27 protein-coding genes and 5 pseudogenes are annotated in these 26,751 nt (G+C 59.3%); 10 read left to right on the top strand and 22 right to left on the bottom strand.

All coding sequences use genetic code 11. The features are described from left to right. Window positions 1-356 precede the first annotated feature (356 nt). The 3 genes and pseudogenes from IVB26_RS06275 to IVB26_RS06265 all read right to left on the bottom strand — a co-directional run. Window positions 357-953: an SbcC/MukB-like Walker B domain-containing protein gene (locus tag IVB26_RS06275; protein ID WP_247971009.1), complete on the bottom strand. Its 597-nt coding sequence runs from the start codon at window positions 951-953 to the stop codon at window positions 357-359. Next, window positions 868-1,878, bottom strand: a complete 1,011-nt coding sequence (locus IVB26_RS06270; RefSeq protein WP_247971008.1) for a coiled-coil domain-containing protein — start codon at window positions 1,876-1,878, stop codon at window positions 868-870. Before IVB26_RS06270 ends, IVB26_RS06275 begins: the two co-directional genes overlap by 86 nt. A 293-nt stretch (window positions 1,879-2,171) precedes the next feature. Further along, window positions 2,172-2,526 (bottom strand): annotated as a pseudogene (locus IVB26_RS06265) (transposase); the annotation flags it as partial. 562 nt (window positions 2,527-3,088) lie between these two features. On the opposite strand from IVB26_RS06265, the pseudogene trxA reads away from it, so the two are divergent. Then, window positions 3,089-3,370 (top strand): annotated as a pseudogene (trxA, locus tag IVB26_RS06260) (thioredoxin); the annotation flags it as partial. A gap of 298 nt (window positions 3,371-3,668) precedes the next feature. Beyond that, the gene (locus IVB26_RS06255; RefSeq protein WP_247971007.1) at window positions 3,669-4,136 is read left to right on the top strand and encodes a tyrosine-type recombinase/integrase; all 468 of its coding nucleotides are present in this window, start codon (window positions 3,669-3,671) and stop codon (window positions 4,134-4,136) included. A gap of 62 nt (window positions 4,137-4,198) precedes the next feature. Here the strand turns inward: IVB26_RS06255 and IVB26_RS06250 are convergent, their stop codons facing one another. From IVB26_RS06250 to IVB26_RS06225, 7 genes and pseudogenes are all read right to left on the bottom strand, one after another. Further along, window positions 4,199-4,603, bottom strand: a complete 405-nt coding sequence (locus IVB26_RS06250) for a type II toxin-antitoxin system VapC family toxin (RefSeq protein WP_247971006.1) — start codon at window positions 4,601-4,603, stop codon at window positions 4,199-4,201. Next, the gene (locus tag IVB26_RS06245; protein WP_247313977.1) at window positions 4,600-4,833 is read right to left on the bottom strand and encodes an AbrB/MazE/SpoVT family DNA-binding domain-containing protein; all 234 of its coding nucleotides are present in this window, start codon (window positions 4,831-4,833) and stop codon (window positions 4,600-4,602) included. The genes IVB26_RS06250 and IVB26_RS06245 overlap by 4 nt, the downstream gene beginning before the upstream one ends. Before the next feature lie 371 nt (window positions 4,834-5,204). Continuing rightward, window positions 5,205-5,822 (bottom strand): hypothetical protein, encoded by a 618-nt coding sequence (locus tag IVB26_RS06240; RefSeq protein WP_247971005.1) that lies wholly within the window; start codon window positions 5,820-5,822, stop codon window positions 5,205-5,207. Between the two features lie 231 nt (window positions 5,823-6,053). Then, a pseudogene (locus tag IVB26_RS06235) lies at window positions 6,054-6,339 on the bottom strand (IS6 family transposase); the annotation flags it as partial. Between the two features lie 654 nt (window positions 6,340-6,993). Beyond that, window positions 6,994-9,381, bottom strand: a complete 2,388-nt coding sequence (locus tag IVB26_RS06230; protein ID WP_458309331.1) for a hypothetical protein — start codon at window positions 9,379-9,381, stop codon at window positions 6,994-6,996. A 376-nt stretch (window positions 9,382-9,757) separates the two neighbouring features. Beyond that, on the bottom strand, window positions 9,758-9,883 hold the full coding sequence (locus IVB26_RS43365) for a hypothetical protein (protein ID WP_458309330.1): 126 nt from the start codon (window positions 9,881-9,883) through the stop codon (window positions 9,758-9,760). 285 nt (window positions 9,884-10,168) lie between these two features. Continuing rightward, a complete protein-coding gene (locus IVB26_RS06225; RefSeq protein WP_247971004.1) occupies window positions 10,169-10,822 on the bottom strand; it encodes a host specificity protein in 654 nt (217 codons plus the stop codon). A gap of 1,231 nt (window positions 10,823-12,053) precedes the next feature. On the opposite strand from IVB26_RS06225, the gene IVB26_RS06220 reads away from it, so the two are divergent. From IVB26_RS06220 to IVB26_RS06205, 4 genes are all read left to right on the top strand, one after another. Beyond that, window positions 12,054-12,209 carry a hypothetical protein gene (locus tag IVB26_RS06220; protein ID WP_247512574.1) on the top strand — a complete coding sequence of 52 codons (156 nt, stop codon included), beginning with the start codon at window positions 12,054-12,056 and terminating at the stop codon, window positions 12,207-12,209. Window positions 12,210-12,471: 262 nt separating this feature from the next. Next, complete coding sequence (locus tag IVB26_RS06215; RefSeq protein ID WP_247971003.1) at window positions 12,472-13,161, top strand: response regulator; 690 nt, start codon at window positions 12,472-12,474, stop codon at window positions 13,159-13,161. A 10-nt stretch (window positions 13,162-13,171) separates the two neighbouring features. Continuing rightward, window positions 13,172-14,656: a type II and III secretion system protein family protein gene (locus tag IVB26_RS06210; RefSeq protein ID WP_458309329.1), complete on the top strand. Its 1,485-nt coding sequence runs from the start codon at window positions 13,172-13,174 to the stop codon at window positions 14,654-14,656. Between the two features lie 11 nt (window positions 14,657-14,667). Further along, window positions 14,668-15,330, top strand: coding sequence for a CpaD family pilus assembly lipoprotein (locus IVB26_RS06205; protein WP_247971002.1), 663 nt, complete (start codon window positions 14,668-14,670; stop codon window positions 15,328-15,330). Window positions 15,331-15,373: 43 nt separating this feature from the next. Here the strand turns inward: IVB26_RS06205 and IVB26_RS06200 are convergent, their stop codons facing one another. The 11 genes from IVB26_RS06200 to IVB26_RS06150 are packed head-to-tail and all read right to left on the bottom strand — an operon-like array spanning window position 15,374 to window position 23,773. Continuing rightward, window positions 15,374-16,411: an EscU/YscU/HrcU family type III secretion system export apparatus switch protein gene (locus IVB26_RS06200; RefSeq protein WP_247971001.1), complete on the bottom strand. Its 1,038-nt coding sequence runs from the start codon at window positions 16,409-16,411 to the stop codon at window positions 15,374-15,376. Further along, a complete protein-coding gene (sctT, locus tag IVB26_RS06195) occupies window positions 16,408-17,229 on the bottom strand; it encodes a type III secretion system export apparatus subunit SctT (RefSeq protein WP_247971000.1) in 822 nt (273 codons plus the stop codon). Before sctT ends, IVB26_RS06200 begins: the two co-directional genes overlap by 4 nt. A gap of 10 nt (window positions 17,230-17,239) precedes the next feature. Continuing rightward, complete coding sequence (locus tag IVB26_RS06190; RefSeq protein WP_247313963.1) at window positions 17,240-17,515, bottom strand: EscS/YscS/HrcS family type III secretion system export apparatus protein; 276 nt, start codon at window positions 17,513-17,515, stop codon at window positions 17,240-17,242. Between the two features lie 2 nt (window positions 17,516-17,517). Beyond that, on the bottom strand, window positions 17,518-18,183 hold the full coding sequence (gene sctR / locus IVB26_RS06185; protein ID WP_247313961.1) for a type III secretion system export apparatus subunit SctR: 666 nt from the start codon (window positions 18,181-18,183) through the stop codon (window positions 17,518-17,520). After that, window positions 18,176-19,261 carry a type III secretion system cytoplasmic ring protein SctQ gene (gene sctQ, locus IVB26_RS06180; protein WP_247970999.1) on the bottom strand — a complete coding sequence of 362 codons (1,086 nt, stop codon included), beginning with the start codon at window positions 19,259-19,261 and terminating at the stop codon, window positions 18,176-18,178. The genes sctR and sctQ overlap by 8 nt, the downstream gene beginning before the upstream one ends. A gap of 26 nt (window positions 19,262-19,287) precedes the next feature. Then, the gene (locus IVB26_RS06175; RefSeq protein WP_247970998.1) at window positions 19,288-19,821 is read right to left on the bottom strand and encodes a hypothetical protein; all 534 of its coding nucleotides are present in this window, start codon (window positions 19,819-19,821) and stop codon (window positions 19,288-19,290) included. Next, on the bottom strand, window positions 19,797-21,155 hold the full coding sequence (sctN, locus tag IVB26_RS06170) for a type III secretion system ATPase SctN (protein WP_458309328.1): 1,359 nt from the start codon (window positions 21,153-21,155) through the stop codon (window positions 19,797-19,799). Before sctN ends, IVB26_RS06175 begins: the two co-directional genes overlap by 25 nt. Beyond that, on the bottom strand, window positions 21,155-21,775 hold the full coding sequence (sctL, locus tag IVB26_RS06165; protein WP_247970997.1) for a type III secretion system stator protein SctL: 621 nt from the start codon (window positions 21,773-21,775) through the stop codon (window positions 21,155-21,157). Before sctL ends, sctN begins: the two co-directional genes overlap by 1 nt. Continuing rightward, on the bottom strand, window positions 21,772-22,404 hold the full coding sequence (locus IVB26_RS06160; protein ID WP_247970996.1) for a nodulation protein NolU: 633 nt from the start codon (window positions 22,402-22,404) through the stop codon (window positions 21,772-21,774). The genes sctL and IVB26_RS06160 overlap by 4 nt, the downstream gene beginning before the upstream one ends. A 13-nt stretch (window positions 22,405-22,417) precedes the next feature. Further along, on the bottom strand, window positions 22,418-23,284 hold the full coding sequence (gene sctJ, locus IVB26_RS06155) for a type III secretion system inner membrane ring lipoprotein SctJ (RefSeq protein ID WP_247970995.1): 867 nt from the start codon (window positions 23,282-23,284) through the stop codon (window positions 22,418-22,420). 9 nt (window positions 23,285-23,293) lie between these two features. Further along, entirely contained in the window at window positions 23,294-23,773 is a 480-nt protein-coding gene (locus tag IVB26_RS06150; RefSeq protein ID WP_247970994.1) for a nodulation protein NolB, read from the bottom strand. A 185-nt stretch (window positions 23,774-23,958) separates the two neighbouring features. Here IVB26_RS06150 and IVB26_RS06145 point away from each other — a divergent pair, with 185 nt between their 5' ends. Beyond that, window positions 23,959-24,654, top strand: coding sequence for a nodulation protein NolW (locus IVB26_RS06145; protein WP_247970993.1), 696 nt, complete (start codon window positions 23,959-23,961; stop codon window positions 24,652-24,654). Window positions 24,655-25,056: 402 nt separating this feature from the next. Here the strand turns inward: IVB26_RS06145 and IVB26_RS06140 are convergent. Then, a pseudogene (locus IVB26_RS06140) lies at window positions 25,057-25,359 on the bottom strand (transposase domain-containing protein); the annotation flags it as partial. Between the two features lie 65 nt (window positions 25,360-25,424). On the opposite strand from IVB26_RS06140, the gene IVB26_RS06135 reads away from it, so the two are divergent. The 3 genes and pseudogenes from IVB26_RS06135 to IVB26_RS06125 form a co-directional block, all read left to right on the top strand. Beyond that, window positions 25,425-25,748 carry a hypothetical protein gene (locus IVB26_RS06135; RefSeq protein ID WP_247970992.1) on the top strand — a complete coding sequence of 108 codons (324 nt, stop codon included), beginning with the start codon at window positions 25,425-25,427 and terminating at the stop codon, window positions 25,746-25,748. A 51-nt stretch (window positions 25,749-25,799) separates the two neighbouring features. Further along, a complete protein-coding gene (locus IVB26_RS06130; RefSeq protein WP_247970991.1) occupies window positions 25,800-26,075 on the top strand; it encodes an ImmA/IrrE family metallo-endopeptidase in 276 nt (91 codons plus the stop codon). Window positions 26,076-26,351: 276 nt separating this feature from the next. Then, window positions 26,352-26,696, top strand: a pseudogene (locus tag IVB26_RS06125) (glutamine amidotransferase-related protein); the annotation flags it as partial. Between the last annotated feature and the right edge of the window lie 55 nt (window positions 26,697-26,751).

The following is a 26,751-nucleotide window of genomic DNA, read 5'->3' as shown; positions in this document are numbered from 1 at the left end:
TCCGCCTCAGTTCGAATGGCTCGATGGCCACGACCTACGGAGCGGCCGTGCAGGTTCAACGAGCGCCATCAGATGACACCGAACGAAATGAGCCTCCGCTGGGACGGCAACCGCGCCGCGGGAGCCGTCGCTCGCCCTTGGACCGCGGTTGAGAAACACAAGCTCAAAGGGCTGATCGAGCAAGGATTGTCGGCAAGCAAGATCGCGCGAACGCTCAGACGGCCACTGAGCTCGATCACGGTGATGGCAATTGGGCTCGGCTTGCCGCTCAAATAGCGAGTACTGCGAATCCGCGGCAGGGGCCTTGGCCGTGATCAGTGCTTCCGCGAAGCCGCCACTCTTGAGCGCGCTGCCGTCTATTGCACGGCCTCGACAGCAGGCCACACCGTTCCCATTCCGGTAGAAACCCGAATCTCGGAGCGCCCCGCGCCGCACTTTTCAACGCGAACCTGCACGGCGATCCGCTCGATCATGGCGGCGACATGAGTGATGACGCCAACTTTTCGTCCTCGCCCCTGCAAGGCATCCACTGCCAACTCGAGCGTGTCGGCGTCAAGCGATCCGAAGCCTTCGTCGATGAACAGCGTATCGACAAAGGACGATCGGCCCTCGAGGCCTGATAGAGCTAACGCAAGCGCCAACGAGACCAGAAATCGCTCGCCGCCGGAAAGACTCCGCGTCCCGCGCGCCTCATCGTCCATGTCGCGGTCGATGATATAGAGTGCGAGATCTGACACCTTGCCCGGCGCGAGCCTGTAGCGGGGGCTCAGTGCATTGAGATGATCATTCGCGAGTTGCACCATGTGATCGAGTGTGATGCCCTGTACGAAGCGACGAAAGCGATCGCCATTGGCTGAGCCGATGGCGTCATCGACCGCCTGCCAAATGGCAAGTTCCGCCTGTGCGGTTTCTATCTCCGCCGATAGGCTTTGCAGCCATGCGGCGTGCGTCATCGTCGCGCGCGAGCGATACGTAAAGTGTGCCGGTTCGTTGATGCAGATCGCCGATTTCCGTTGTCAGGGTTGCAACGGCGGCAGTCGATACCTCCGCATCAGTTGTCTCGTCGAACCCTTCCAGCGATCTCTCAAGGTCTTCCCGACGCATCAGGACGGCGGCGTCCGCATCGTTTACGGTTCGGTCGATCTCTTGAATTCGTCTCCGTAGCGCTCTGCACACCGCTGGGTCGGCGGCAATCAGCGTGAACACCTGACCCGGCGACCGGGCGATATCCTGACAGGCCATATCGAAGGCCCCTTCGGCTGACGCGCGGCGATTCTTCGCGGCCTCCAATCCCGGGGTAGCCTCCTCACAGCGAGCACTGGCCGACTGGAACGCCCCGGCAGCAGCGGATTTCGCCTCCCGCGCCTTGGCGAGGGTTTCGCGAGCCGTTCGACGAGCTTCGTTGATCCGGGTCCGGTGACTGGCAGTCGCCTCACCGCCAAGAAGTTCAGCTCGGGCGGTCGCCTTCTCTTCCACGACCAGTCGACGTTGATTGAGTTCGGCCGCGCTCTCCGTCATATGCGACCGTGCGTGCTCAAACGAGACGGCCGCCGCCGCGCGGTCCGGCGCCGACCGTTGCAGCGTCATCTCGAGCTCACCAGCCCGCTCACGCAGTGCACCGTACTCTTGCGCAGCCGCTGAAAGTCTGTCGGCGCAGCCCACCGGGTCGGCGTCAAGCAGCTCGATGGCTAGATCGGCTGCAACGAGGAATGGCGATATCTCGCCATCGATGGTAGCGAGGCTCTCTGCGAGCGCCGCTTCCCGGATTGTGGATTCTGTGGCTTTCAGTTGTCCAGCATGAAGTTCAGAACGTCGTTGGTCGACGCTTCGAATTGTCGACTGGATGGACCGAACGAGTGCGTCATGCTCCCTCTGCAAACCGCCGCTCTCGGCCGAAGGCGCTGGGCGTCTGCGAGCGGATCAGCAATCGAGATCCGTTCCGCCTTCGCGGCCGAGGCGAGCGCCGCCAATTCGCTCGTGGCTTGACTATCGAGCGCGCGAGGCACACTCCCCTTCACTCTCGCCTTGGAGCAAAGATCGCTCACCATTGGCCTTAGTTCGATGTAAGCGCTCTCGGCTGCCGAAACCTGACCGCGCGCGATATCAATCACGCGGTTCGCCTCTGCCCGGCGCCCTTCTGTAGCGGCAAGTGCGCGTGAGACGCGGGCCTACCCGTAGCGAACGCGGGCATGACAGATCTCCTTGATCTTCTGTTCGAGGGCAGCCTGGCCGGAGCGACGGGACTTGTAATGGCAGGTCGACCTGTCAAACTCCAACACCGCACAGGCTCTGCGGATCGAGACCTGCCATTCGTTGCGGACTTCGTCGACCAGCTTGCGCTTCCGGCCAGACCTCATAGCTTTCGGCGGATCACGTCCTGCAGCATCTCCTTGTCGAGCGACAGGTCCACTTGCCGTTCTCCTCCTCGAGCTGCTTCAAGCACAGCATCTCCGTCGGCAGCAGTCCGTCATACTTCTTCTTCCAGTTGAAGTAGGTCGCCTGGCTGATCCCGGCCTTGCGGCTGACCGACATCTAACTTGGAGCCGCAATCGAGGCAACAATTATGGATAATTGAAAGATCGGCTTAGCGCTTACACCGGAACTGCGCTTCGGGAGTGCTGGAGGAGCATGAGGCTGGCGTTTCGGTTACCGATCTGTGCCGCAGCGGGGTCCACTTCAAATGTCGTACTACAAATGCAATACGAAATTGGTTCAAGTGTTGCTCCTGAATGTTAGCATTGGCAGTCGTATAGCGATGGAGTCTGATCAATGAATAGCGATCGCGAGCAAGCGCCTGACCGTTCAGTCCACGATGTGGCAGTTGGTCCATACGAAAAGAACATGAGCGCATGTGAGCAAATGTTGGCCCTTCGCCCGATCGGATAGTCCATCAGCGAAGCATACAGTCGCGCGCGAGCAGAGTTGAGGGCATCCGGCAAGCGCCAAGGCTCCACCTTGGCACGATGAGTGTCGTTGGCGTGTCTTAGGCTAACAGCATAGAAAAGCTGGATCGTCGGATTGATAATTGAAAATTCTGCACCGCACCGTCACATGTGGTTCAACATCTTCTTCGGTCAAAGGAGCAGCCATGGCTACCGTGAAAGTTGATATCAATAACTTCCAGTCGGAAGTTCTGGAATCCGCAGCACCCGTCGTCGTCGATTTCTGGGCCGAATGGTGCGATCCCTGCAAGATGATTGCTCCGAGCCTCGAGGAAATCTCCGTCGAGATGGAAGGCAAGATCAAGGTCGCCAAGCTCATCATCAATGAAAACCCGGAACTCGCCGCCCAATTGGGCGTGCGCTCCATCCCGGCGCTCGCGATCTTCAAGGGCGGCGAAGTGGTCGATTTCTCGGTCGGCGCCAAACCGATCGCCAGGCGAATGCGGACGATCGAGCGGCGGCTTTCGGCGCTCGCCTGGAATTATGCCCAGCGCGGGACGCCGCTCGACGGAGCGGATCGGCATATCGCGACCGTGCTGGCCGGCATCCGCAACACCCACGCCGCCCCGCCCCGCCAGAAGGAAGCGGTGCTGCCGGAGGACGTCATCGCCATGCTTGAGACGCTCGACCGTGGCACGCTGCGGGGCTTACGCGATCGCGCCATGCTGCTGATCGGCTTTGCCGGCGGCCTGCGGCGCTCGGAGATCGTCGGGCTGGATTGTGGCCGTGACCAGACCGAGGATTCTTCCGGCTGGGTCGAGATCCTCGACCACCCTGCGCGGCAAGACCGGCTGGCGCGAGCTCGAGATCGGCCGCGGCTCGTCGGATGCGACCTGCCCGGTCGTCGCCCTGCAGATCTGGCTGAAGCTGGCGCGGATCGGCCACGGCCCGCTGTTCCGGCGCGTGAGAGGCCAGGGCAAGGAGGTCGGACCCGATCGGCTCGGCGATCAGCAGGTCGCGCGGCTGGTCAAACGCGCGGCCCTGGTCGCCGGCGTCCGGGCCGATCTGCCGGAGGGCGAGCGGGAGACGAAGTTCGCCGGGCATTCGCTGCGCGCCGGCCTCGCCTCCTCGGCCGAGGTCGACGAGCGCTACGTCCAGAAGCAGCTCGGCCATGCCAGCGCCGAGATGACCCGCAAGTACCAACGCCGGCGCGACCGTTTTCGGGTCAATCTCACCAAAGCCGCGGGGCTCTGAAGCCAAAAGCGCCCCTCCCCCGCGCGAGCCAGGAACGTTGAGGGATGTGGCGCCGAGACCCCTCAGCCGTCCGGTGCGATGAGGTTTAATGACGGAAGATAGGTGCGGTAGCGGCCGACGTCGCGGGTCAGCAGCGGCAGACCGGCAACGGCGGCATGGGCGCCAATGAAGAAGTCGGGGAGCACGCCAGTCCGCGATCCGCCCGCTTTGCGATACTGCGCAAACACCTTGCTGGCCAGAAACAGCCCCTCGCGGGGAATCGGTGCGATGTCGAGACCGGCTTCGTCAATGAAGGCATCCAGACCCTCGATGCGGTTGTACCGGACCGCAAGCTCGGCATAGACGATATCGTTGATCAAGAGCGGTCCCTTGAGGCTCGCCGCCTCAAGCTGGGCCACCGACCAACCCGCCCAATTTGGATCATCGGTGACCAGGTCGAGCAGAACGTTGGTGTCGACGAGCGTCACCCTTCGCCACGCGTCAGCGCCATGATCGCGTCGGTATCAAGCCCTTTGCCGGCATGGCCACGCAGTTTGGCAAAGCGGCTCGCCGGCTGTTTCTTGTCAGCGCGCGCCAGCACCACACTGCCGTCGGCCGCACGCCGGAAATCGACCTTGCTGCCCGGCACGATGCCGAGAAGGTCGCGGACCGACTTCGGGATGGTCACCTGTCCCTTGGCTGTGACTGTCGTGGTCATGGACACAACGATTGTAATACCATATCTTCCAAGAGTATTACCACCAGCGGGGCTTTTCAAGGCCGCGTCGATCGAAATTGTCGCCATCGCAGGACATGCTGTCGGCGGCTTTGAGATCGAACCTTAGATGCCGGGCGGCCGCACCGTTCGCTGCTATCCTCATTGGTCCTCATTGGGACACCCGCGAAATCGAATTGGGACATTTAATAAAAACGCCGCCTGCTCGAAATACCTTGCAGGCGGCGCTTATCCAGCCCCGGGAGGGTGATGCAAAATCCCGGCTCTCGTTAGTCTGCACAACCTATGCCAAGGTTTTGTGTCTCGGGGTGAGACGTTTGCGCAGCCGTTCTCTGACGCCGCGCCCTCGCCGCTTACGAATTCAAGCTCTGCCGACGCATCAATTCAGGCGAAGCGCGCATGTTGCTCATCACCTCGCCCATCGCCATTCGGAGCTCGTCTTGGGCGTCATTCAGTCCGACATGGCCGGTATAGGCCGCGAGTGCCGCGAATTTCAGCGCGGCTAACATCGCAGCTTCGCTGCCCAGCTCCCGCGAGACGTGCTTGGCCGGATGCGTCTCCAGCACGGAAAAGGCCGACTGGATAATCGTTCGGCCGAGTTCATCGATCAGTTCGTCGAACGCGGCAAGCTCAAGATCATCTTCCAAGCGGCTCGGCCGCGGCACTGGCGGGGCGTTTCGGACGGCCAGCGTCACCTCGCCAACGACCTCGTCGACCAGGCCAACGATCTCGCCGGCACGCGCGTCGAGGGCGTCCCATGGGATGCAGCGTGTCCCGAGGCCTTCCTGGGCACGATGCTCCGCCGGCGTTCGTGCCGCGATGCGGGCGTTAATCGTGAGACCTGAGCGATCATCGCCAAAGATCGTCATGAACCGCACGCGAGCCGGGCGGTCGCTGAGGCCGCGCAACTCCTCGGCCCGTTTGAGGGCGGCCGCGATCGCGCCGCCGACAGACGTTGCATCTCTGGTCAAGTCGTCCTCTCCCATCTTTTGTTAACCTTAAAATTTGGTAGCCGAGTCGTCCGCAACGACGGAGTCATTTCCCGCCCGTTTTGGATCATTTCGGCCGCTTGGCGAGAAGAGCCCGCAATTCGGCGCTCGGCTGGAGCCCGCCGCTCTCGGTCGGTTTTCCTGGCTCGGACCGGCCAGGGCCCTGGGTGGGCGGTGTGGTTGGCGGGTTCGATCCGTCGAGCTTGGCGCGCAGGCGCGCCAGAGCCAATGTTGTTCGGCCGCGTCGAGATAGCGATTTCGTTCAGATGCCATTTGTCGCCGCGCGCGGAGCGCGCTGGCGGATCCAAAAGGAGAACGCCTTGCCGAATTTGGTTCCCCGCTGGCGCACGGTTTAATAGGTCACGACAATGCCGCGCGCCGCCAGCATTTCCTCGACCATGCGCGAGCTTATGGAAACGGGAAATACATCCAAACGGCATAGCAGATCACTTCCGGTGGGAAACCATGACGGCGAGAAAGAACCCCGGGCGGTTGGCATGCCGCTCGTCTGCCCGCTCGGCCGCTCCAATTCGTTAACTTGACCGTGCCTTCCGCACCCTCAACCCTCGGCTGCTCCGTCCTTTCAACGCCATGCAGCTGAAACACTACACTCTTCACGTATTCAAACCGATGCGAACAATTGTTTTCGCGGGCGTCTCCTTTCTTTGAGGTCAGCGACGACTCCTCATCTTGCCCCCGGAGTAGCGGAAAGGGCCGTCCACCCCAGCACGAGAGCCCGGTGCGGCTGGCCCGCACGCGTTTGGCCCTTTACACCGCATTCTGGTGCTCCAGGCCGGGAAGCCCAATCATTGTGGGGCGCTAAGCACGGCGCCGCAGACACTTACCGAAGCGATCGGCGACGGGATCTCGAACACAAATGCGCAAAACTGCTTCATGCACGATCTGAAGCATAGCCGGGTCCTAGGCTATTCGGACCCGGCCATCGCAAGCGCGGCGACAAGCGCCGCGATGCTGTTTTTCAAGCGAAAGGAAGTCGGGGTCTCCACGCTCCCGATCGAATTTCAGTCGGACCCCGTTGTCGATCTGTTCGAGGAGCCCGCGCCGGCTTCGAGTTCATCGAGGATTTCCTCTCGGTGACGGTCTGCTTGATGGTGTCACCACAGCGACGCTCTGGCGCGAGACACTCAGGTAACTACATCCTGAGGCGCGCGAACTGCATCGACGCGTGCTCCGCCTCGGGAAGGGAGTAGCCTGGGGCGATGCCCAACAACGACTTACAGAACGCAGGCGTGAGCTTGCCGCGGTGGATCACGACGTTCTCGTGCCCCGTGGCGGCTTGAGCGCTCTGCCATTGCCGATTGTAGCCGCGCTGTTCATTGGACTTCACGTGGCAAGCGGCGAAGTCGGCGACGCCCAGCGTGGCCAACTGCGAGGCACGTACCGGCAGCTTGGTATGGATGTGCACCCACATCGGATTTGGCATCCTACCACTGCGCAGCGCCTTGGGCTGCAGCTTGATCTCGAACAGCGTCGCTGGCTCGATCTTTAAGGCTTGGGGTGGACACACAGACGCAAGTTCTTCGGCCGCCCGCAACTGTTCAAGGTACTTCTGCGACGGAAACGCGTAGGTCTTCATGCAATCGATCGTGATCGCCGCCTTTTGCGCGTTCAATGAGTTTGCCTGTCCCTGAACCTCGGACAACATCGCCTTAAGCCGGACTATTTTTTTGTGCACTTCGGTCATTTGCGCAGGCGTGAGTAGGCCACGTCGGCGGGGCTCCTCCAGCGCGGCTACACAGGTCTTAATCTCGATGGCCTGCGTCTGCAGGCGCTTAAGGACGAGATCCACGACGTGGTCGGCGTCCTCGGGCTTCATCTGGCGCGCTTGCGAGATGGCGCGTTGCTGAGCCGGCAGATCGAACTCCAGCAGCTCGTCCAATCGCTTGAGTAATCCCGTCAGTGCGTTCCTGGAGGGCGGAGCCTTCCACATGTCCAGGTGCCCGGTCGCCGATGACGACGCCCTCGCGCGCGCCTCCTCTGCACTCGCGAGTTTCTTCGTACCCAGATCCGAGAGTACGATAACCGTGGCAGCGTCGGGCCTGGCGAGCTGCGGCTCGCGCAGCCTGGCAGTTGAACTCCCCTCGCCTGCGGCCGGTGCGCGCTTGCCTTTCCCCTTCCTGCGCGCCGCGTGGTTCTCAGCCGCTAAATCGGTCTTTTCCGATATCGCAGTCTGGGCAGGCGGCTCCACTTGCCTCTTTGGCTGCACTGCCAAAAGTCGCGTGACTTGGTGCGCGGTGACCCATGCACCTTCCACGATCTGGTCCAACTGTTCCAATGGAAGGTCGGCATCCGTTCTAGCATTCCTTAGCCTGGCAACGATGCGTTCCACCTCTGAGGCAAATTCCGAATGCCGTTCCATGACTCCTTCCAGAACGGTGCAGTGCTCTGCGTCGAGTGGCTCTCCGTCCTCGTTCAGAACGGCTTTGTACGTCGAGTTGAATGCCGGAAAAGCATCCTGGATATAGGTCCCGAGCAGACGCACCCGCCCGTTCTCATCCATGAGGGCGTCCCTCACGGCTGGTTCAAACGTGCTCGCCTGAGACTCAATCAGAAGCTTCGCGAGCTTAATCCGCGATTCCAGATACAAGCACCGATCATAAAGTGCCGAGCCGGTATGCAGGCGTAGTGCGGCCTCGATGGGCTTCCGCATCTCGGGCGTCGTGCTTGGCAAGTTGGCAGTGGTCTCGCAGGCGGACTGCATCCGTTCCGAGCGTAACACCTTCTTTCCCCACCAGTCGATGACAGGCACATGGTCCTTCACCATACTGGAAGCCACTCGGCTCAGCTGGTCGGGGTTAGCGTTGGATTGAAAAATCCGCTGGAACAGGTCTGCCGATTTCTGTCTGCGCGCTTCCAAGGCGAGGATAATCGCCGAGCCCACAATCTTGCCTTGATGCCCCGCATGGAGCACGGCATAGCAGTATTGACGGGCCTCAGCGTCGGACAGAATGCTCGGCGCCACGGCCGGGCGCAGGCTCGCGTAGTACTCCAGAACTGCCGAGCCTGCTTTGACGAATCGATCGATCAGCTCTAGCGTCTCCTCCAGCTCGGCATCCTCGCCCGGCTGAGCGCAAGCGCCAAGTTCCTCACGCAGGCGGTCCATGTGTCGCTTTGTTGCGTTGATTTCTTCCTCTGACGAGGAAATGGGGACTGCCACATCGGAAGTTGGCGGCTGGCTGGCGACCGGTGCCGTGTCTCCACCCTCCGACACTGAGGGAAAGCCGCGCCGCCGCGCAGTGACTGCACGTGGCGCAGCGGCTGCAGGTGCCGCAGCGCCTAGGATTCGATCTGGGCCAACGGAGGGACCAGAAGACCTGTCGCCAAGGGCATCGTCGGCACCGCGCGCCGTGCTTGCGGAGGGCGTCCCTCTATCTTGGGGCCCAGAGCGCATCCGCTCCACGACGGAATCGAACGATTGACTGCTTTCCCCAGGGGCTAGACTTGAGTGCGAGCGTGAACTGCTCGATCCGGCTCCAGCATCTCCAGTGCGCGATCTTCCAGATCGGCCAATGCCCGTCATATTCCATCTCCAATCAAGTCGAGAATGCGCAGCCTGTCTGGATAGACAGGCTGGCTGACGAGTAGCTGACGAAGGGCGTTTTTCCGGTTGCACAGGAAACCCACATCGCCGTGGGTCGTGGTCGAGTAGCTCGGCCATTTGGCTTTGCCCTCACAGATCCGGGCAGACGGCTTTGGCGAGTAGGCCGGCGGAATCTCACCGCCGGCCTCTCATGGATCCCAGCGTGAGACTCTCGCGTCACTGGGCTCCCATCAGGCGAACGAGCCGCGTATGCCGATCTTCCATTGTGCGAACAACCCGGGACGTTCGCGAGATAGTCGTTCGAGAACGCGGCCGGTCTTGGCCTTGCGACCCATAAAGCGTTTGAACTTCCGCATCATCCAAGCCTCGATTGTCTGATTGACGTATCGAAGGATTGACCCAGAGGCGCCCGCCTGAATCGACCGTAATACACAATCCCCGCCCGCAGGAGTGGATTGAGCTGCCGAGCGATGTCAGCCATTGACACATGGGTCCGTTTTCGGAGGTCCAAATCCCGGATTGCCGCCCGCATAAACTTCAGCGCCGAAGCGCTGAGCCGAGGCAGACACTGCAAAACACCGAGACGTTTTGTGAGTTCTTTGCCCGTCGCGGCCTGAAGCAGTAGCCGAGGAAGTCAACCTTGACGTTCGAAACCGGGCATATGTCACGCGCGAGGAGCACGATCCGGCGCGAGCGCTTCCTTCAAGTTCACTTCTGAACCGGCCCCTGCAATAGCGAAATACCAGTCGGTCCCAGCCCGCTCTCATCATTCCGAATCGTCTTGTCCCACAGCCAATCTTCGAACAGCGCGCTCCAGGTAATACGAGGGATCATCGTCAGACGAATCCGTCTCGCAGCTCTCTTGACTATCGCTATCCTCGACTTTGGAAAGATACTTTCTAGGTCTGTCTACTCGGTGCCGCTGGTCGTTCACGTTCTTCGTCCACACTTTGGTATCCTGTTGAGGATCAAGCACCCAGTTATTGCGACCCACGTGAACAAAACCCATTTCCGCTAGACGGGGTTCCATACCTCCAACGCCAGGACGTGATAAGACCAACGGATGATCGCCGTCCATTCGCAGTTCATGCTCCAGCAGGATATCGCCCGCGTTCTCGACGAGCGGATGAGTAACGCGTAGATCTACCACGGACGTGATATCGTTACGCCAAAACTGTTGGCGAAAATGGTCTCCCTTGATCCGGACCGAGCCTCCGGCTCCTAAAAGCCCTACAGTTTCGTCACCCAACCTGATAGCTGAAAAATCGCGCGGGCTTATGCGGATCATCGTAAGTACTGGAATAGCCTCTACCGACAGTTGCAGCCCGCTCGGCTTTCTCCGAACAAAATCCGAGTACTCCTGCGGGTTACTGGCGATGTGCATGATGTCACTGGATAAGAATCTCTTCACTTTGCGCATGAAAGATTCTCCGTCGGATAATGGGCGGATTGGAACGCAGGGAGTATGGCGTCGCGCCCGCCGACGACGACCCACCTCGCTCCAGGCCGGCAACGGCTTCCGCAAAACGGAGCCACCGATTCTGCCATACATCAGATCGCTCCCGCATCGGCAAAATGCACGCGATTGAGCTCGTGCCGCGGCAAGCTTTGCCGAGGAGGATATACAACCTAGCTGACCACAACCTGACCAAAGCATCCGCACTCCGATGCGACTGCCAAGCACTCTGCGGAAGACTTATTGGCCGTCAAGCTCTCTAGGATCGGGGCGCTTCGGCTCAGACGGAACAACTTGCAGACGCGCGGTCATGCACCATGCGAATTCCGGGGCAAGTCGCCCACCGATTCCGAGATGATGCACCATTCTGATCAGACGTAGAATGACAACAACATTTTTTTCCGCGTCCGGATGGAGCAGAACCGACATTGCTGGGCGAGTGACCATCACCTGGGTTTGCTAGTCCAGAAGAGTCGGCGCCCAATGTGAGCCTTGCAGGAAGACGCCGCCATGCAAATCACCAAAATCATCGCTCGCCCCACCAGAGCTGCCAGCGACAGATTGCGTTCGGTCATCAGAGCATCAGGTGCGACTAGGAGACTGAGACACAGACCTCAGACGTGTTGTCACTATCCAGGATGCGAATGCAATCCATCCAAAGAATTGATTTCACACTTCATGTGCTGCCGGGTAGGGAAAGCGCCGTGCATCACGCAACATGGTAGGTTTGCTGTCGGCAAAGCTGCGATGAGTACGTGATCATGGACGCCGCGATCGGATTGTAGGCACGGTTTTGCCCGGTGCGGCCAACTTCATGTCACCCCCCGTCTTTGGATTGTGCGGCCGTTGAGCAGTTCGTTCCACAGCGTCTCGGTGATTTTATAAAAGTTAAAAAAGGAAGGCGCGGCAGGACGGCCTCGTTATGGCGTTCTCCAGCTGAGCGTAGCCGCGCTTGGCCATCACTGTCGCTCCGGTGATCGGAGCACGAAGGAGGCTCACCTTCCAGGCCGAATGAGGAAGTTCGTTGCTCAAGCACGGAACGTCTGCCGGCGTGTGAGGCTTTGCAAATTGAGGGCCGCGATGCAAATCGCCTATCATCGCTGCTCCCCCATCAAACCTGCGGCCGTGCGGCTGCGCTCGCCATCGGAAGCATCGATCGTGATGAGGAGATTTAGATCCAGACCATGGAACGGCATTGTCACTGATCCGCCATGTGAATGCATCGATCCAAACCATCGATTTTACCAATCAATGTGTTCTCGGCAATCATCTCGACCTCACGATGTCGGCGACAACTGCCGGGATTGTTCCGGCGCTGAGCGGGGTGCTGCCCGCCTATCGATGCATTTGATTGATTGCCGCCTATGTCCCGGTGACAAGAGCACATTCGACGTCACCAAGATGCATGCGCGCCACGTGAGACAGTGAACAACGCCAGTCGAGCTTACAATGGAATCCCGATCCAGTATGCGATTCGCCAGTACCTCTGCTCTTCGTCTATTCCGGATTCCAACGCTTACGTGGAGGCCGGACTGTTCAATTCCGCTCGGGAGTGGTCATGCTCGAACGTGACGTGGTGGTTGTCTTGGCGTGACTTGATAGGAGGTCGTGGAATGCGAACGCTACTCGTTGATCATGAGACGGACCCTGCGCGCGTTGTACAAGATGCGCTCTCCGATTGCGGTTTTGCCGTTGACGTAGCGTGCACCCTGGACGAGGCGGCCGCCGCTTTTTGTTGCGCCAGCTATGACATTCTCTTGCTCGAGTTGGTTCTACCGGATGGAGACGGCTTGGATTGGCTGAAGCAGTTGAGACGTGACGGACATTCGGTGCCTGCCGTGATGATGAGTAACTTCAACGAGCTCGGTAGGCGGATAGCGCTATTTAATGGCGGTGCGGACGACTTCCTGCCCAAGCCCGTATCTACTGATGAACTCATCGCACGGATGCGCGCTACTCTGCGCCGATCAACGCAAATGACGGCCCCCATCGTTACCTTTGGCAATCTACGATTCGATTCGATCGGTCGGCAAGCATCGGTCAATGGTCGACCGCTGAAGATTGCCCGCCGCGAGGTGTGCATTCTCGAACATCTGCTCAGCCGCGCCGGCCGCACCGTGGCTCGCGCGTCGTTGGAGGATAGCCTCTATGCATTTGACGACGAGGTCTCCACCAATGCGCTTGAGGTCGGAATCTATCGTTTGCGCGGTCATTTGAGTCAGTCCGGTGCGACGCTACGGATCAAAACCGCGCGCGGGATCGGCTACGTCCTTGAATTGAAATGCGCGGCATCGACCGCGTAGTCAATCGAACTTGAAAGAAAAGACCATCTTGAGCATCATTCTTGACAAGCATGCCGGCGTCACTCGAGGATCGATCGCCGCCAACGGCCTTTCGTCCACCTTTCTTCCTTGTCTTTCGCAGCTTTTGTGCGTGGTCGTCCTGCTATTCCCGGCTGCTGCCGTAGCTCAGATCAAGCGGGATGATGTAGGCGGGCCGCAGCGTACGGCTCCTGACGGCATTAGCGGAACGCTGACCCTTTCCTCTTCGTTCGGTAAGACGATTCATCTGCCTGCGCCAGCTGCGAGCATCTTTGTCGCCGATCCTACGGTCGCGGACTATCAGGCACCTTCGAACAAGACCATCTTCGTTTTCGGCAAAAAATCCGGGCGGACCAGCTTGTTCGCACTGAACGAGGGCGGGGAGGCTCTCGCTGAACTGCGTGTTGTCGTCACGCAGCCGATCGAGGATCTGCGCGCCGCACTGAAAGCCCAGGTCGGCGACTATCCCATCCAGGTAAGCTACACCCCGCGCGGGGCCATCCTTAGCGGTACGGCGCCCAATGCGGAGATCGTGGATATAGCCATGAAAGTGACCGAGCAGTTTCTTGGGTCTGGTGCGCTCGTCGTCAACAAGATTCAGGTGGCTGGGTCATTGCAGGTGAATCTGAGCGTGCGGGTGGCGGAGGTCTCCCGGAGCGCCATGAAGGAGCTCGGCGTCAACCTCTCCGCTTCCGGTCAAGCTGGCCCTTTCACTCTCGGCTTGGTCAGTGGCAGTGGTGGTGGATACGGCGCGGCGCAGGGCGGCGGTACGGCGAAGATGGGAGTCAACACTGGCCATGTGAACGTCAGCGCTATGCTCGATGCACTGGCTCACGAGCGCCTCGCTTCCGTACTTGCTGAACCGAACCTCACCGCAATGTCAGGCGAATCCGCCAGCTTCCTCGCCGGCGGCGAATTTCCCATTCCGGTGTTGCAGGACAATCGGCAGGTCTCTGTCGAGTTCCGTCACTTCGGCGTCAGCCTGGAGTTTGTGCCGACCGTTCTCAGTAACAATCAGATCAATATCCGCGTGAAGCCTGAAGTCAGCGAACTCTCGTCACAAGGTGCTGTCAACATCAACGGCATCTCCGTGCCGGCTCTCTCCACCCGGCGTGCCAACACGGTCGTCGAGCTCGCCAGCGGCCAGAGCTTTGCAATTGGTGGGCTTATCCGGCGCAACTTCAGCACTGAGATCACGACTTTCCCTTGGCTCGGCGACGTTCCGATTCTTGGTGCGCTATTTCGCTCATCGTCATTTCAACAGGAGGAGACGGAACTCGTGATCATCGTCACGCCTTACGTCGTGCGGCCAAGATCGAACTCGAAGCAGATGAGTGTGCCCACCGACCGCATCGCTCCGCCCTCAGACCTCGCGCGCAGTCTGACGAACACATTGGCAACGCGCTCGCCTGTTCGCAGTGCTCCCCCGATGAGCGTACCAGGCGCGATAAGGGGCACCGGCCACATCATCGAATGAGGATTCGACCAATGAGATTACGATTCGTGCGTCCCCTCATCTGTCTGACGGCCAGTCTAGGTGGCTGCGCAAGCACCGCGCCGACTTACCTCGAACCGAGCGCGCAAGCGATCCTGGTTGAACAGGAGAAGAACGTCTTACTGTTACAGACCCTTGGAGGGCCCGAACGGCAGCGTCTGCGCTATTTCATAGCGAGTACCAGTCGCGGTCGGTATGACGCGCTCCATCTTGATATCGTCGGCTCACGTCGGCTCGGGGCGCAGATAGCAGCTGAGGCCCGCGCAGTGGGCGTCGACGCTCACAACATCCGCCTGTACGGTCCATTCATCGATAGGCGTGATGGCTCTGCCGCCCGAATCGAGGCGATTACGTACGAGGCGCAGCCTCCCGTTTGTCCGTCGATTGCGATCGTCGGCCCTTCCGTGAACGACAATTCTTTCGATCCGACGCTTGGCTGCTCGATCCGCAACAACTTGGCGGGCATGGTCAACGATCCGCGCGACTTGATTGACAATCAGGCCGTTGTGCCGAGTGATGGCAATCGCGCGGCCATTCCCGTTGCCACATACAAAGCCTTCGCGACCGGCAATAACAGCAGCTTGGGTATAGCTAACAACAAGCCGCTATCAGATCCCACGTCTGCCGGCACCCAGACCGTGCAGCCGTCTCGATAGCGAGAACATCAGTCATTCGATGCGACCTCATTCACAACACGAACTAGACTTGGCCGGCGGCAAGGAGAGCTTTTGCGACAGCCTCGAAATACTGGACAGGAATGGAATTGCCAAGGATAGTGTTGCGGATTAGCTCACGGACCAGGACGTGATCATCGACGATACTGAGACGAAGGCGCCTCGCTTCATCAAAGAGCCGTGAAGCCGCCTCGCCATCGCCGCGGCAAACCAGGACCGGGACGCCCGTTTCGCCACGGATGTAGCGTACCCCGACCAGCAGCTCGCGTCCAGTCAAGATCAATGTCGCGCGACGCACGCCGAGTGGAGACTCGCTCGCCTGCTCCCGCCGAAGGCGTCGGTGTTCGCGTTTCACCTCCGGACTGCCTTGCTGCTCCTTGTCCTCGCGCTTCATATCGCTCTTAGTCATGCGCATGCCGCGCAAAAACAACCAGCGCTGGACGAGGAGATCGACCAATCCGCCGATCAGAAATGCACCACTTGCAATCCCGATCAACAGTTTCACTTGAATGAACACGAACTCGAAGCAGCCCGTGCCACAAACCGGCAGATACACCAGTGTCTTCCACGCGCCGACAACGACGAGGAGAAAGATCGCGCCGAGGCAGAAGACCTTGAACAAGGTCTTGCCAAGCTCGATGAGGGAACGCAAAGAAGCGATGCGCTTCAGTCCGTTGATGGGATCAATGTTTTCGAATTTCGGCGTCATCGGCTCCGAGGAGAACACTAATCCACCATTGGCCAGGACCGTCGTCAGAATTGCGCAGGTGACCATACTCCCAAGAAGCGGGCCAACAATTCTCAGTCCAAGTTCGGGCAAGACGCCGAGCGCAAGATCGACCGCAATATTGAACGGCTTATCAAGCAGCTTGTCAGTCAGCATGAGCGCTTCACGACATTTGTCGTAGATGGAACTCGCTTCTATCCAGAGATAGCCGAGACCGGCGCAAGCGCTGAGGGCCCTGACTAGATCCGTGCTATGCGGAACCACGCCTTTCTTGCGCGAATCGCTTAGCTTCTTTTCAGTGGGGGCGAGCGTTTTCTCTTCGCTCGTGTCGCTCACTTCAGTTTCCTTTCAAGCCTCTCCAGCTCTCGGCTCGACTGAATGATTTCGGATTGCATGTATTCGATGAGATAGATCGTATAAGTGACCATGACGATCGCAAAGCCTATATTCTTGATCGTCAAAGATAGGTCCCGCGGGTTGAATTGCGGCGCAAAGCGCCCGAGCAGGAGCGCTGATATATCGGCCAGCAAGAGGAAAGCTACCACCGGTCCAGAGACCAGGACGGCGGTACGTATGATGCTGTCGAGCACGCCCCACAACTCCAGTGTCCCTTGCATGCTCAGCGTGGGTCCAAGCTGATAAGCCGGCCAAACCAGATAGCTGCCGTAAAGTGCGCTGATCATGGTTTGCAGGCCACCCGATACGACGAAGATGGTGATCGCGGTGGTACCGATAAGCAGTCCCGTCGCCGAAGCCTGACTGCGTGTCGCGGGATCGGCGGGAGTGACCACGCTGCTGATGCCCCTTTGCGCGTCGATGAACTCGCCGACGGCCTGAAGACTCCAGAGGGGAATACTGAGCAGGGCGCCGATCAGCAGGCCGACACACGTCTCCTTAAGACCGAGTAGCGGGATGTTGAGCAGACGGGTGTCCGGATCTAGCTCCCTCAGACGATCGGCGATGTGCGCCAAGTATGGTAGTTCGAGCGCAACGGCCAGGCAACCGCGGATCAGGCCCCCGATCTGCGCACGCGTAAATACGGGAAGCACCAGCATAATGCCCACGGGGCGGGCCGCACCAAGGCTGGCAGCAACGACGAGTTCGATGGTCGCCTGGATCAGACTTTGCGTGCCAGTGGTTGACAGATCATACATGCCGGCGCTGCTAGTAGCCCGTCGTGAGCGCGGGAAAATCAGTGAAGATCTGCTTGGCTTGTTCGATGAGCGGGACGCTCAGCACCGGAGAAAACAAAGCTATAATCCCAACAATGACCAAAAGCTTCACAGTCAGTGGCAATGTCTGATCCTGGATCTGCGTTGCCGCCTGGATGATGCCGATGACGGTTTCGGCGACCGCCGCTGCAATGAGCGGAGGCAGAACCCAGGTCATGAAAAGCACCAGTGATCGGCTCATATAAGGGAGAATAGTGGCCTCATCCATGCTCACCCTCCAGGTGTTGTATAGCTCAGCACTAGCCCGTGCATAAGCCGCGACCAGCCGTCAATCGCCACGAATAGAAATAGTTTGAAAGGAACTGAGATCACTGTCGGAGACACCATTGACATGCCCATGGCCATCAGAATGGTCGTTACGATCAGATCGATAGTGATAAACGGAAGGTATAGTAAAAACCCGATTTCGAAGGCACGCTTGAGTTCTGAGATTAGAAAAGATGGGACGAGAATGACAAAATCATCGGCTGTGGCTCTGCCGCGCATCTCTTCCGGCCAGACACGTTCGGTCGAGGACAGGAAGAAGCCTCGCTGTTCTTCATTGGTGAAGTTCTTGAGATAGCCTCGCAGCGGCTCCTGCCCCTCTTTCGCAGCGGCTACCCAATCCTCGAGCGTTTGATAGCGGAGCTGCAGATCGGCGACTCGATTGTAGCTCTGCTCAAAGACGGGGGCGCTCGTGAAGGCGGTGAGCATCAATGCTGCGCCGTATAGAACGATGTTCGGTGGAATCGACTGGGTCCCAAGCGCATTGCGAACGAGGAAGAGAACGACAGATACCTTTACGAACGCCGTGGTCGTGACCACAGCGAAGACCAACAAGCCGAGCGCGGCCGTGACCGCAAGAAGCGGCAGTATTGCTGGTTCAATGTTAGTCATTGCGCGCTAACCCGCCACGCAGTCTAACGCCGAGCTCGTCCCCAATACGTACTATGTCACCACCCCCGATACGTACGCCGTTTGCAAGGATATCGACCGGGCCATCGACCGGCCGGCCAAGTTCGAATACATATCCTTCGCTGATGCTTCTCAAGGCTCCCAGCGTGATGGGCCAGCGGCCGCATTCGAAGACAAGCGAAATCTCAATATCGTCGAGATCGGCTTCCGAAGGCGGCTGCTGTGAACCGGGTAGTGTCGTCATATGCGCATACTCCAGGGGGCGCGGCCGCAAGCGAAACGGTCCGTGCAGGATCAGGCGGTTGCCAGTGACATCTGCCGCAGTCCATAACCGGCCCGCAGTGAGGATGATCTGACCGCGGGCGAATGGCATTACATCCGGCAACAAAGCGTCGCCCTTACGCGTTTTGCGAAGAAGCGAGGCTGACGCCCGGAGGGAGCCGATCTCTCCCGCAACTGTAACGGGTAACTGTGCGGAAACCTCACACAACTGTCGCGGCAATTGTCCGAGCAGCTCGCCTAAGGCGCGGAACGCCGGCGGCATCGGTCCATCAAGAGGCGAGAAAAGAAATAGGCGACCTTTGCCACTGACCGGACCGTAGATGATGTCGAGTTCGATATAAGGCCCGTTCTTCTCGGCCTTTCCAACATGAAGGAGTCGCAGTTGCTGCTCTGTCTCAGTCTCCAGGCGCGCGAGCAACGGTTCAAGTGCAAGTTCGAGAACCAGCGAACGACTTGGCTCGGAAAGTAAAGCTAGGCCACTCTGTACTGTCGAGATCAAGGCCTCGGCAAGCGCATGCGGCATCGACAACACGAGCGCATCATCGCCGAGGCCCCAAACGCAATCGAGCATCGACAGAGCCGGAGGCTCCTCCTGCCACACAACTCGTTCCAGTCGCACCGATAGCGGCTTGTCACAAAGATTACTCCGCAAAGAGGCGGAGGGCCGCACGTTTCTGTTGAGCCACGAGACGAGACTCTGCGTTAGACTCTGGCCCGGCTCGTACCTCACGTATGCGTCCGCGCGAGTTGCAGGAGGCGGCTGTACAGGGCAGCGCATTTGCTTCCCAACTGGACTAGCGATCATCAAATTGAACCGCCCGCCACCGGCGTGGGCAAACCCCTCCCATGGCGAAGCAAGACTTCATCATCAGCCTCTAGCTCGGCTGTTACTTCCGAATGGGTATCGGCCGCACGCCGGACGTCGGTCTCGATTTGTCGCCATTTATGAGTCGCTGCGAAACGCTTCGCCCAGTGCGCACGCCTCTCGGATGCCGCTGTCTCGGCCTGCTTTTGAGCGATACGCGCCTCCTCAAGTGTGCGGCGTTTCGAGGTGATCTCAATCGCGAGCCTCTCAAGGGTGAGCTGGCAATGATCGAGTTCAACGACGGACAAGCTACCGACCGACATCAATTGTTGGTAAACCTCCGCCTGGGCCTCTGTATGATGCTTTTCAGCAATTGCAAGTTCCTGCCATGCGTGCTCCGCGGCCGAGGTCGCGATATGACGCTTGGCTTCCATATTGGACAACTCACTACGAGCACTACGCTCGCGCATATCCTTCACTTGCCGCAAGCTCGAAACGTGTATGCAACTCATGCGGTCAGACGGCACATCCATGTGACGGTTTCCTCAAAAGTGGACTCATCGTTTTCACCTTGGCGTAAAAACTCGCGCAGATCATCGATCGAAGCGACAGCTCGGTCCGTCAGCGGATCGCTGCCTTGCTTGTATTCGCCAACCTTGATCAAAAATTCGGCCTCTGCATGACGGGAGATAAGATCACGGAAGAGGGATGCTGCCTTGCGATGCGGTGCAGATACGACGGCATCCATGACGCGGCTGCGGCTCGACAGTACATCGATGGCGGGGAAATGCGCCCGCGCCGCGAGAGAGCGTGATAGAACGATATGACCATCGAGAATGCCACGCGTTTCCTCGGCGATTGGATCGCCCGTGCCGTCACCTTCCACAAGCACGGTATAGAAGGCCGTGATTGAGCCACGCTCACTCATACCAGCGCGCTCCAGCAAACCTGGCAACATTGCAAAGACAGAGGGAGGAAAGCCCCGGCGAGTCGGTGGCTCACCGGCAGCAAGCCCGATCTCGCGCATAGCGCGGCTAAATCGCGTCAATGAATCCATCATCAGAACGACGCGCAGCCCTTGTTCGCGAAAATATTCGGCGAGCGCGGTTGCCGTATAAGCACATTGCGCCCGCTCCGTCGCTGAGCGATCGGAGGTCTCAACGACGACGACCGTGCGGCGGAGGGCTGTCTCCCCAAGATGCCGCTCGATGAATTCACGCACTTCGCGTCCACGCTCGCCTATCAGCGCAACCACGGTCACGTCAGCGACCGCGCCTTTTACGATCTGCGACAATAACGTCGACTTGCCGCCACCAGGCTCTCCATAAATGCCGATGCGCTGGCCTTCGCCGCATGTCAGAAGACCATCCAAGGCGCGAACACCGAGTGGCAGAGGGCGATCGATGATGCGCCTCGTCATTGGATTTGGCGCTTTGCCGCGCAGCGGACGCGTCTCCACGGCTTTGACTGCGCCCTTGCCATCGAGGGGACGGCCGAAGCTGTCGATCACCCGGCCAAGCAAATTGGGGCCGACCGGCACTTCGTGCATTCGGCCAGTGGCAACGACTTCTGCGCGGCCGGACATGCCTTGCAGGTCACCGATCGGCGTCAGCAACACGCCGTCCTGCAAGAGACCGATCACCTCGGCCTCAAGCGACCATCCCGTGCGCGGATCCTTGAGCACACAAACTTCTCCAATACGAGCATCCGGCAAAACTGCATGGATCAACGTGCCGATCGCCCGCGTGATCCGCCCGCGTACGACACGCGTGTCCACATGCCTTGCCGTAGTTCGCAGACGAGCCAGCGCCGCGTGCAGAGTCCCATCTCCATCAGGACAGCTATGGTCTGGTCTCGGCGCCGTCACTATTCGCCTGCCTCATGATCTAACCCAAAGCCCAAACGCAGTGCGCGGAGCTGCGCGTCAAGTCCGAGATGGATATTGCCAAATTCGCTCCACAGCACGCATTCGTTCGCTGACAGCGCCGGATCCGGAATAATTCGGACCGCCGGCCGGTCCTCCCGTCCGTCGCAGGCAGCAAATTCGCGCGTAAGCACATCAGCATCCATGGGGGACGCATGAAGGGACAGTTTCGCCCCGCCATATCTGTGCGAAATCGTGTGACGAACTGTCCTCACCAACATCTCGCCGGGATCGAAATCGCCCAATAGATCAGTTACGATGTCTATCACGAGCGCTGACAGTTCCTGCTCCAAAAGGGCCCTTCGTCGTGCCACTTCCGAGGCAGCCTGCGCGACCAGCTGTGCCATTTCCTCGGCGCCGGCCCTCACCCCTTCGGCATGGCCGCGCGCACGCTCCTTCTGATAAGCTCTGCGCGCCCAGCCGCGAACCCGCTTCAGATTGCGCTCGGCTACGGCACGCGCCTCGAGGGCGCTCTGCCAAATCTCGAGATCCCTCGCCGCTATAAGTGGCCCAAGCGGGCGGATGTGCGGAGCGACGGGCGGCACAGTTTCGTCGGCTGTCATCCCGCTGGGGCCTCCCTCGCCAATTGGGCCAACACCGGCGAAAACACTTGGCCCGCGGCATCGCGGTGTTCAGTCGCAGGATTGTCGGCGGCCGTTCCGACAGCTAGGCGTAGAAGCACGCGGCGGCAATCAAGCGTTGACGCTTCATCGAGCCAAGCGCCGAGGCAGGCATGCCCATCGTCTTCAATCCCTAGCGCGAGTTGTTGAGGATCAGCAATTAATCTGGTCGAAACCGCATGCGCTGCATGTCGGATCCCGAAAGCCTGCACCTCGGTGCCGACGTGCTCGACCAGAACGGCGACATCGTGCTTTGAGATCAGCCTTGTCAGCGAACGGGCATGCCAAATGCCGCCGGCGAGCAGGGCAGCCCTGCTCGGATCATGCCCGAGGAGAAGGTCTGGCCCGAAGTCACTTCCGTTCAAGCCCATTTCATCTTCAAGCAGCAACGCTGGCAGTCTTATCTGCAGCCTAGGACTCTTCTGCAGTCGCACCAACGTCGCGGCCGAGAGGTTCGCGTCAAGTCGCGCGGCAAGGCGGGTCGGATGAATCGTGGCAGCAAGCTTACGAATACCTACAGAGGCTAATTTCAGCGGATCATGCCGCTCGGCAGACGGATTCGGTCTCGTCATGTCGGATACCACACTACGCCGCATTAGGCTTAGTCGCTTTGCGAATCATCTCGATAGCAGAGACACCCGAGCGCCCACCAACAGCGCTAACTGTCTGAGATGATTGCCTGCGCTGACGCCCACGAGCGCTCAGCAAGACGCAGGATAGCACGCCGAATACAGACCCGCCGAGACCCATGCCAACCGCAACCAATGGCGTCGAAATGACTCCAGATGCTTGGGCGAAACCAGCCGCAGCCGCCGGTCGCGGCTCTAGTGCGGGCCGCTCGACTGAGACGAAAACAACAGCCACCTTGTCATAGGATAAGCCCTCGATGCTGTTGGCGACGAGCATTTTAATCTGCGGCAGCAAGATTGAGAGATTTGCCCTCGAGTCATGCCGGATGAAAACCGACGCCGAAGATGGCGTGGTGTCACGTCGCAACAGGTCGTTCTTTGGCAGAACAACGTGGACGCGCGCCGAGAGGACACCATCGATATCACTGATCGTGCGAGATAATTCCTCGCTCAGCGCATAGACGTAACGGGCGCGCTCCTCGATTGGCGAAGCAATCAGACCCGCCGCGCTGAACACTTCGCCGAGACTCTTGAAAGCGTGGCGCGGCAACCCTTCGCCATTCAGCAGGTCGATTGCGGAAGCAATCTGAGTCTGCTCGACCTGGATCGTGATAGTCCCGTCCTTAGCAGCAACGCGGAGCGCATCGACCCCGTTCTTGAGGAGGACCGCAAGCATCTCATTGGCCTCACGCTCCTGAACTTTCGTGTAGAGATCGGCTTTGCAACCAACCAGGGCAAGCAGGAGCGGCAGCAGAGCCACAAGTTGAAGCCGCTTGCGGAATGGGCGCGCCTGACCGCTTTCGCGATAGATTAAACCAATCATTCGCCCCACTCAGCCCGCCGATATCAGCTTGTTCAGAGATGAACCGAGGCTACCGATGCCATTTGAAATGAGTGTTACTTGGATGAGGCTGTCAGAAACACCCTTCAGATTCGCCAACATCGCCTCGAAGTCACCCGCGCCACTGGGGGCGCCCGGCACACCTGCTTCCGCTTTGCCCGGTTGCAGCAATAGGGGCCCCGACACCGGCCCGGTCTCCGCACCTTTTGGAACTGCATTGACCGGATACATCGTAGAAAGATTCTGGAGGATGCGATCGCCCAGCGGGCTCGCCTGTGTTGTTGCACGCGATAGCTCGGGAGTCGGCGGAACGGCCGCCGCTTCCGTTACTGGAGGCGCAAGGTCTTGAACCGAAGCCGCCTGCAAGAGACTCTGCTGAAATTGGACCTGCTCGTCGACCACTGTTGCCGAACAGGCCTTGGACAGGCCTTCTAGATTGTGAGAAATCGGCGTAGCGCCTAACATCATCATGGAAAGACTCGCTCTCATCGAGATGTGATACGACCAGCCGTTCAAGCCGATTAGCGGCCTAATGTCCTAGACAGGCCAGCTGACGACAAGCTGACGAGTTCGCCCGCACATCGTCATCTAAAGATCACGTTTCGCGTTCACGTACCAAACGTACTCCTGTTAGTTTAAGTCAAAGAGAACCATGAATGCTCATCCGATCCATAATCCCGCACGTGTTGAACGGAGTTCTGTGTGTCGCCGTTTTCGTTTCCGGCGGAATACAGATCGCGCGCGGCGCTCCCCTGTCGCTGCCCTCGACCCCTTACCGGTATACGGTTCTGGATCAGGAGCTTTCTGCCGCGCTGCAGGAATTCGGCAACAACCTCAATATTAAAGTCGCCATCAGCGCCGAGGTGAAGGGTCGGATTCGCGGGCACATGCCGGACCTGCCACCGCGCGAGTTCCTTGACCATCTGACTCAGCTCTACAATCTTCAATGGTATTACGATGGGCTCGTGCTTTACGTCTCTACCGCAAAGGAAGCGCAAACTCGTCTGCTTCTCCTAACTTCAATCAGCTGCGACGCGCTCAAGGCAACCCTCGATGCGCTCGCCATTTCCGACGAACGCTACATCATGAGATCAGCTCCGGGAGATGGCCTAGTCCTTGCGTCCGGTCCACCACGCTTCATCGCACTCGTGGATCAGACGCTCAATGGTCTTGTGGCGGAGGCGCAGGCGCGACCTCGCTCCGTCGAGATGCCGTCCCGGGAATCTGTGCTGATGTTATATCGCGGCACCTCCGCGACGGTCGTTCGGGATGGGCGAACTGAAGGCCCGTACTCTTCAGACATGCCGCGCCAGGAGGATGCCTTGCCTGCGCGAGGGCCGGCCCCAAGATGATACTGAGACGAGCTTGTTTTCGAATTCCTGTTAGCCGCGCTCCTCAATCAGTCCGTTGCGCGGGTCGTGCAGGGAGCCTGGACCGATCGTCCGATCAGACGCCGTACAAGCATGCGAGACGTGCGTCTCGTAAATCGACTCCAGACCCACCAGAATTGCCGTTGCACCACCTTGTGTTCCAGTATGGGGATGGCCGGTCGCCGTCCGTGCCATGCGCCTAGGCTTAAGTGTCGTTGCACCGGCAGCGCGATGCTCCGGCGTCCAAGCCAAGAAGTGCGGCCCCCTTCCGATGAGAGGCCTCGGGCAACCACTCACATCCATGAAGTGATGCAGTGAGATCTGCACCTGCGGTGTACGCATACGACGAAGACCTCAATGACGATGCGCGCGGCATGGCGAGCTCTATGATAGCGTTGGTGAAGGGCAGGCGACCTGCTGATCTGGCGGGCTGCGGCTTGGCGCGGGAGCTTCCATTCCCAGGGCAGCAGTTCGTGCAGACGTCATGCGGGAAGATCAGCGATAGGGGCGAGAACGCCGGCGAGCCAGGCCTTGGGATCGACTTCGTTGAGGCGACAGGTCGTGATCATCGTCAGCATGATGGCGGCACGGTCAGCGCCACCTGGCTGCCGGCGAATGTCCAGTTGCGCCTTCCCAAGACGATGCCTCAGCACAATTGTTGGTCAAGCGGATCCTGCCATCGTCGACGTGCCTACAGCGGCACGCACAGTACTGTCGGGCGCTATCATTGCCGCCAACCCTGGTGGAGATCCGTGCATCTCATTCGGCGGTCTGCGCGCGGATCGCGCGACCAGCGCGGGGTCATCGCGCGGCTGCAGCCGCTGGGTGTACAGGCGGCGCTGGCAGCCATGGAAGCGCGCGGGCGTCAACACGCCGATAAGCTGCGTCAGCTCGAGTTGACTCTGGAGCAGGCCCGCTACGAGGCAACTCGCGCTCGTCGGCGATACGAGGCTGTCGATCCGGACAATCGCCTTGTTGCCGGCGAGCTGGAGCGGCGCTGGAAGGAACGCCTGGTCGCTGTCCGCGAGCTTGAGGGCGAGCGCGAGACGTTGCTGGCTACGCCGGAGATGACGTAGATTGAAGAAAGCGGGATTCTTGTTTCTCGTATTCACGTTCGCGCGGAAAAGGTGGATGCTTTTTCGCAATGGTCTGACCGGTTTGGCATTCCCTTCATCATGTTATCACGAGACAAGGCGAGTGCATCGAGACAGCGCTTTGATGCGCTGCATGAACTCGCACACGTTTTACTTCATCGGAAGGTGACACAAGAGCATCTAAACAACCGCACGACTTATAAGATCTTGGAGAAGCATGCTGACCAGTTTGCAAGCTTTATGCTGCTTCCTGAGCGTGACTTCCTAGACGAGCTATACGCCCCAACATTGGATGGCATGCTCTCTTAAGGAGAGATGGGGCGTTTCGGTCGGTGCAATGATAATGCGCTGCAAGTCGCTCGACATCTTGGATGATTTGTCGGCCAAGCGCTTATGGATGAATTACGCACCGCGCCGATGGCGCAAAGGTGAACCATTTGACGGTAAATTGGAAAAAGAATCGCCTCACCTCATTCGGCGCTGCTTCGAAATGTTGCGTGAAGCTAATATCCAATCCATTACCGACAAAAACGCTCTGCCATTCCCTCTGGAGGACGTAGAGGAATTGGTAGACCGTGAACCGCCGGCATCTGCCTCGGACATCAGTGTATTGGGAGCGTTTTCGGCGGACGCGTCGTGCGCGCAGGTCTGCATGGACGGGCCTCGCATATTAGCCATGACGGCCGGGGGCGCTTCACAGGACTCCCGTCCCCACTTTGCGTCGGCCGCTACCATTCTCTTGTCGTCGAGTTCGACGAGGTCTGCTCGCGGGATCTCATGGTGACAGCGCGTTCGGAAGAGGGCGAGGTCATGGCTCTCGCACATCGTTATCAACCAACTTACGGCCTGCCGTTTCACCCCGAATCCATACTTACGCAACACGTGCTGCTCACAGACTTCTTACGGCTCGCAGAGACTTCCTGCCGATAAAACTCTCAGATCATTGCGCAGATGCGCAATTTAAACTTGCGGAGGCGGACGCGAG

Source organism: Bradyrhizobium sp. 195 (assembly GCF_023101665.1).
Lineage (GTDB): Bacteria > Pseudomonadota > Alphaproteobacteria > Rhizobiales > Xanthobacteraceae > Bradyrhizobium.
Note: the sequence above shows the minus strand (reverse complement) of the source record. Positions and strands in the feature narration are given on the sequence as shown.